Consider the following 6,378-nt stretch of genomic DNA (forward strand, 5'->3'; position numbering starts at 1 on the left):
GCCCCGCCCCCAGCTCGCCGGCGGCGCGCAGGACCAGGTCCAGATCGCTCTCCACGGCCGCGAGCAGGGCCACCTGCCGGGCGGGACCGGACAGCGCCGCCACCTGCTCGCCGAAGAGCTGCGCGCCACCGGGCAGCGGGTCGGGCAGCGGCTCGCGCCCGGCGAGCTGCTCAGGCGTCAGCAGCCGCACGGTCTCGCGCAGGGCCAGCGGGTTGCCCCGGGTCTGGGCGATGAGCTCCCGCCGGACCGGCGCCGCGATCGGGACGGTGCCGTCCAGCAGCTCGCCCGCCGCCGCCTCGGCCAGCCCGCCGACCGCCACCGACGGCACGCCCTTCACCTGCGCGTCCCCGCGTACGGCGAGGAGCATCGCGATCCGCTCCGTCCCCAGCCGCCTGGCGGCGAACAGCAGCGCGTCGGCCGAGGCCCGGTCCACCCACTGGAAGTCGTCGATCACGCAGACCAGCCCGTCCGGCGCGGCCGCCTCCGCCAGCAGCGACAGAACCCCCGCCGCCAGCAGGAACCGATCACCGGACGATGCCGCCGCGAGCCCCAGCCCCCCGCGCACGGCATCGCGCTGCGGGTCAGGGAGCGAGTCCAGGAGCCCGAGCACCGGCCACAGCAGTTGGTGCAGCGCGGCGAACCCCAGGTCCGCCTCCGCCTCGACCCCCGTCGTCCTGAGCACCCGCATGCCCCCGCCGCGCGAGGCCGCGAGGTCGAGCAGCGCCGTCTTGCCCACGCCGGCCTCGCCGCGCAGCACGAGCGCGGCCCCGGCGCCGTCGCGGGCCTGTGAGATCAGCCGGTCGAGAGCGGCGACTTCCGCAGATCTGCCGTAAAGCACAATGGCTGACTGTATGGGCAGGTCAGCGAATATGTCATACCGCGACGGCCGGCCGCCCGGCAAGATTGCCGGATGACATCTGACACGAGAGTCGCACTGGTGACCGGGGTGAGCCGCCGGGCGGGGATCGGGTTCGCGGTGGCCCGCGAGCTGCTCGCGACCGGGACGAAGGTGGTGGCGCAGTCGTGGACCCCGCACGACGCGGAGCATCCCTGGGGCTCCGACCCCGCGGGGATGGACGGCGTGCTGTCGGCCCTGGGCGCCTCGGCGACGACCTGTGGCACGTGGAGGCCGACTTCTCCGGCCCGGCCGCCCCTGCGCGGGTGATGGAGCAGGCGGTCGCCCGGTTCGGGCACGTGGACGTCCTGGTCGCCAACCAGCCCGCAGCGGGACGAGCTCCCGTACGCGATCAGCAAGGGCGCGGTCCGGCAGATGACGCTGAGCCTCGCCGACGCGCTCGCCGATCGGGGGATCACCGTCAACACCGTCAATCCCGGCCCGGTGGACACCGGCTGGGCGGGAGAGGAGCTCGCCAGGCAGGTCGGCCGGGCGCTGCCGGCGGGCCGGTGGGGCCGGCCGGAGGAGGTGGCCGGGCTGGTGCGCTGGCTCGCCTCGGACGAGGCCGGCTGGATCACCGGGCAGGTGATCAACTTCGAGGGCGGGTTCCGGCGCTGGGTGAAGTGAGTCCGGTCACGGGTGGTGGACGGCGGCCTCGGGGGTGCGCGCCGACGCCTGGCCGCGCATCAGTCCGGGCATCGCCGCGACAAGCACGCCGAACGTGTAGTAATCGCGTGATTGCGGTATGTAATTGACCGGCTGAGTCCGCGGCTGGTCCCGCCACCAGCCCGGCACAGTGGCCCGACGTCCCGCAGGGAGCTCGCGATGACGATCAATCCGTACGCAGGATCGCCCTTCAGCTACGTGGCCGAGCCCGCGGTGGCCCCGAACTCGATCGTCGAGCTGATGCCCGGCGTGCGCAACCTGTGCGACTACGTGGGGCTGAAGGCCGGCGAGCGGGTGCTGATGATCATGGAGCACACCGTCGATCCCGTCGTCATCCAGGCCATTGCCGCGGCGGCGGCCTTCCAGGACGCCGACGTCCGGATCCTCTCCGTGACGCCGTTCAGCCCGGGCGGGTGCGACAGGGAGGCCTCGCTCGAGATCGAGACGGCCGCGTTCCGCGAGGCCGACGTCGTGATCACCGGCACCTGGTGGGGCGAGGTGCACACGGCCCCGCTGTTCTTCGACCAGATCAAGGCGCGTTCCTCCCGGTTCCTGTCGCTGCACATGACCGCCACGGCGGGCGCGCTGCTGACCGGGGGCCGGTTGCCCGCCGAGGTCTTCTACGCGCTGCTGCGCCGGACGTTGAGCCAGCTGTCCGCGGCCAAGTCGATCAGGGTCACCTCCGCGCGCGGGACCGACGTGACGTTCTCCGGGCCGGCCTTCGACCCCGACCCCGGTGCGATGCGGCCCGGTGACTGGCGGCCCTTCCCGTACGGCGGCGCGAACTTCTGGCCGGCCGACACCGAGGGCGTCATCATGGTCGAGGACTGCACCGTCACCGGCGTGCCCGAGGAGTCGCTGCGTCTCACCCTCGAAGGCAACCTGGTGCGCAAGATCGAGGGCGGGGCCGCGGCCGAGCAGCTGCGGCGATACTCCCCTGACGGCTTCTACATGCGGCACGGCCTGATCGGGCTGAACCCGAAGGTCCGGATCGCCGGCGGCACCCAGTTCGAGCGGGAGAAGCACGCCGGGGCCTTCTACTGCGGCATCGACGGCCTCACCGACGGCGTGCCGGTCAAGACGGGGCCCGGCTTCGCGCACTGCGACTGCCAGGTGGACCGGCCCACCGTCGTGGTGGACGGCGAGCTGTTCATCGAGCACGGCCGCCTGCTGATCCTCGACGAGCCGGAGATCCGGGAGGTCGCCGCGCGGTACGGGCCGCCCGAGGTGATCCTCGACGACAACCCGGTCATGATCCTGCCCCGCCGCTACACCGGGGCCCGCGCGGGGAGGGCGTAGGACCCTCCGGCAGGGCGGCGTCAGCGGTGCGGGCCGCAGCTGCCCCTGATGATGAGCTCCGTGGGCAGGACCACGCTGCGCGGCCTCCTGCCCCCCGAACGCAGCACCAGCTCGGCCGCCCGGTATCCCATGTCCCGCCCCGGCTGGGCGATCACCGTCAGCGGCGGCGAGCACAGCTCGGCCCAGGGGACGTCGTCGTACATCACCAGCGACACGTCCTTCGGCACCCGCAGATCCAGCTCCCTGGCCGCCAGCACCGCCGCCTCCCCGAGCACGTTGCCGCCCGCCACCACGGCGGACAGGTCGGGACGGCTCTGGAACAGGCCGGAGGCGGCGGCGTAGGCCGAGTCGCGGCTGCCGGTGCCGAACACGACCAGCTCCTCGTCCACCGGCGCGCCCACCGCCTCCCTGAAGGCGGCCACCCGCCGCTGCTGCCCGGGGCCGCCCAGGAAGGCGATGCGCCGGTGGCCCAGGCCGCGCAGGTAGCGGACCGCCGTACGGATGCCGGCCCGGTCGTCGGCCAGCACCGAGGGGACGTCCAGCGGCCGCGGCTGCGCCTGCGACTGGGGCCGTGACGGGGGCGCGGCGGCGAGGCCGTCCATCAGCATGAGATCGGTGAGGGCCGACGCGGCCGGGTCGTCGGCCGGCGACTGTGCGGGCAGCCGGTCAGCGAAGATCACGGTCATGCCCGCGCGGATCGCGGGGCTCCAGGTTTCCGCGTCTCCCGACGGGACGGCTATCAGCCGGTCTACGCTCTGTTCGAGCAGCATGCCGATCAGATCGGCCTCCTGCTCGGGGTCGTCTCCTGTGGAGCCGAGCACGACCGGTTCGCCGGCCGAGCGGGCGCAGGCCAGCACGCCCTCGGCGAGCTGGCCGTAGAAGGTGTCGGTCAGGTCGGGGACGAGCAGGCCCATGCCGCCCGTGCGCCGCTGGCGCAGGTTGCGGCCGAGGGCGCTGGGGCGGTAGTCGAGCTGGGCGGCGACGGCCAGGACGCGTTCTCTGGTGCTGGGGCTGGCCGAGCCGCCGGACAGCACCCGGGACACGGTGGCGACGCCCACGCCGGCCGCCTCGGCCACATCCTTGATCGTCGCCCGCTTCTCCATGGAAACGATTCCATCATGGTTCCGCGGAAACCGGAAGACGCCCGTCCCCACAAGGGCTGGTCACGACGTAACCCTTGACACCGATGTCCGTTTCGGGTGAGATGCTTGAAAACGTATCCACGTGTGCGAGTAATCGGTAACAACGTCCGGGCCACAGCCCTGGAGCGCGAAGGAATGTCATGGCATCCATCGTTCTGACGAACGTCGACAAGATCTACGCCGGTGGCGTAAAGGCCGTGAACGGGCTCAACCTTGAGATCAAGGATGGCGAGTTCATGGTGCTGGTCGGGCCCTCCGGTTGCGGTAAGTCGACCGCTCTCCGGATGATCGCCGGCCTTGAGGACATCAGCGGCGGTGAGATCTCCATCGGCGACAAGGTGGTCAACCACCTGCCGCCCAAGGACCGCGACATCGCGATGGTCTTCCAGAACTACGCGCTCTACCCGCACATGACGGTCGAGGAGAACCTCGCCTTCGGCCTCAAGCTCCGCAAGATGCCCAAGCCGGAGATCCAGAAGCGGGTCAACGAGGCCGCCAAGATGCTCGGCCTGGAGACCTACCTCAAGCGCAAGCCGGCCGCCCTGTCCGGTGGTCAGCGCCAGCGTGTCGCCATGGGCCGCGCCATCGTGCGTGAGCCGCAGGCCTTCCTCATGGACGAGCCGCTGTCCAACCTGGACGCCAAGCTCCGCGTCTCCATGCGCGCCTCGCTCAACACGCTGCACGAGCGCCTCGGCGTCACCACGGTGTACGTCACCCACGACCAGGTCGAGGCCATGACCCTCGGCGACCGCGTCTGCGTGCTGCGCGACGGCCTGCTCCAGCAGGTGGACACCCCGCAGAACCTGTTCGACAAGCCGGTCAACCTGTTCGTCGCCGGCTTCATGGGCTCGCCCTCGATGAACTTCGTCACCGCCGAGCTCGTCCGCGACGGCGGCGCCGCCGTGACCTTCGCCGACATCAAGCTGCCGATCCCCGACTCGACGTTCACCGACAAGCCGGGCCTCGACCAGTACATCGGCAAGAAGATCATCCTCGGCATCCGCCCGTCGGACTTCGAGGACGCCACCTCCGCCGGCAACCACGCCAACGGCTGGGCCACGCTGCCGGTCAAGGCGGAGGTCACCGAGGAGCTGGGCTCCGAGATCAACGTGCTGTTCCTGATCGACGCCCCGCCGGTCGAGCACAAGGACACCGTCGCCGCCGCCGACACGGGCGACGACGAGGAGGCGGCGCTGCCGCTCGTGGGCGACAAGTCCCTGTGGACCGCCCGCGTCAACGCCCGCAGCCACGCCCGTCCCGGCCAGAACATCGACCTGGTCCTCGACACGCACAACCTGCACTTCTTCGACCCGGCCAGCGGCCTGGCGATCGGCCACGAGGCCAACCGCTGACAAGCCCGCTGCCCGCTTGTTCCCGGCCGTGAGCTCGCTCACGGCCGCTCGGGCCCCCACCGCGACCCCCTCCCGCGGCGGGGGCCCATTCTTTTCCGGCAGGTGCTCCCGGCAGGTCTCCCGGTGAGCACGGAGCGTCAGCGGCCGATCTTGGCCGACACGCGCGCCTGCAGGCCGCGCGGCACCATCCTGCCCACCGCGACGATGGCCTTGTAGCGCAGGTCGGGCACCGAGACGCGCTTGCCCAGGGCGAGGTCGCGCATCGCCTCCCGCACCACGTCGTCGGCCTTGAGCCACAGGAACCCGGGAATGCCCGAGGTGTCCACCGCGGCCCGCTGGTGGAACTCGGTCCGCACGAAACCCGGGCACAACGCCATGATCTTGATGCGCGGATCGCCCACCTCGGCCGCCGCCGCCTCGCTGAAGCTGACCACCCACGCCTTGGACGCGCTGTAGGTGTTGTGGGCGAAGAAGGCCGCCACCGACGCCACGTTGACCACGGCGCCGCGCTCGCGCTTTCGCATCCCGGGCAGCACCGCCAGCGTCAGCCTGAGCACGGCCTCGCAGTGCACCTTGAGCATGCGCACCTCCTGCTCGACCGGCACCTCGGGGAAGCTGCGCCGATGGCCGAACCCGGCATTGTTGACCAGCAGGTCCACGCCCTCGCGGAGCCTCGACTCGACCCTGGTCAGCCCGTCGTCCGTCGCCAGGTCCGCGGGCAGGACCTCGACGTCCACGCCGTACCTGAGCTTGAGCTGGTCGGCGGTCTGGGCGAGCCTGAGCGCGTCACGCGACACCAGGACGAGCGAGAAGGCGTCGGCGGCCAGGCGGCGGGCGAAGGCGGCGCCGAGGCCGGAGGTCGCGCCCGTGATCAGTGCGGTAGGCATGCCTGAACCTTAACGTTCATGGCAGGATGAACGTCGTGCGCCTCGTCGTGGCCGTGCTCCTCCTCGTGCTCCTGCCGGGGGCTCTCGCCGCCTGCTCGCCCGCCGATCCCCCCGCCGCCGCCCCGGCGCCCACGAGC

6 protein-coding genes and 1 pseudogene are annotated in these 6,378 nt (G+C 71.8%); 4 read left to right on the forward strand and 3 right to left on the reverse strand.

The window, feature by feature from the left end:
* On the reverse strand, positions 1-838 hold an 838-nt coding region (locus ETD85_RS59255), incomplete at its 3' end, for an AAA family ATPase (protein ID WP_138698586.1).
* A gap of 72 nt (positions 839-910) precedes the next feature.
* Between ETD85_RS59255 and ETD85_RS65290 the strand changes: the two genes are divergently transcribed.
* The 3 genes and pseudogenes from ETD85_RS65290 to ETD85_RS59265 all read left to right on the forward strand — a co-directional run bounded on the left by ETD85_RS65290 (position 911) and on the right by ETD85_RS59265 (position 2,860).
* Entirely contained in the window at positions 911-1,165 is a 255-nt protein-coding gene (locus ETD85_RS65290) for a hypothetical protein (RefSeq protein WP_206059581.1), read from the forward strand.
* 75 nt (positions 1,166-1,240) lie between these two features.
* A pseudogene (locus ETD85_RS65295) lies at positions 1,241-1,522 on the forward strand (SDR family oxidoreductase); the annotation flags it as partial.
* Positions 1,523-1,720: 198 nt separating this feature from the next.
* On the forward strand, positions 1,721-2,860 hold the full coding sequence (locus ETD85_RS59265) for a 2,5-dihydroxypyridine 5,6-dioxygenase NicX family protein (protein ID WP_138698587.1): 1,140 nt from the start codon (positions 1,721-1,723) through the stop codon (positions 2,858-2,860).
* Between the two features lie 20 nt (positions 2,861-2,880).
* On the opposite strand, the gene ETD85_RS59270 is transcribed toward ETD85_RS59265, so the two are convergent.
* A complete protein-coding gene (locus tag ETD85_RS59270; RefSeq protein ID WP_138698588.1) occupies positions 2,881-3,963 on the reverse strand; it encodes a LacI family DNA-binding transcriptional regulator in 1,083 nt (360 codons plus the stop codon).
* Positions 3,964-4,142: 179 nt separating this feature from the next.
* Between ETD85_RS59270 and ETD85_RS59275 the strand changes: the two genes are divergently transcribed.
* Positions 4,143-5,354, forward strand: coding sequence for an ABC transporter ATP-binding protein (locus tag ETD85_RS59275; protein ID WP_138698589.1), 1,212 nt, complete (start codon positions 4,143-4,145; stop codon positions 5,352-5,354).
* A gap of 137 nt (positions 5,355-5,491) precedes the next feature.
* Here the strand turns inward: ETD85_RS59275 and ETD85_RS59280 are convergent, their stop codons facing one another.
* Complete coding sequence (locus ETD85_RS59280; protein ID WP_138698590.1) at positions 5,492-6,241, reverse strand: SDR family NAD(P)-dependent oxidoreductase; 750 nt, start codon at positions 6,239-6,241, stop codon at positions 5,492-5,494.
* Positions 6,242-6,378: the final 137 nt, after the last annotated feature.

The sequence above is a fragment of the Nonomuraea zeae genome, assembly GCF_005889725.1.
Lineage (GTDB): Bacteria > Actinomycetota > Actinomycetes > Streptosporangiales > Streptosporangiaceae > Nonomuraea > Nonomuraea zeae.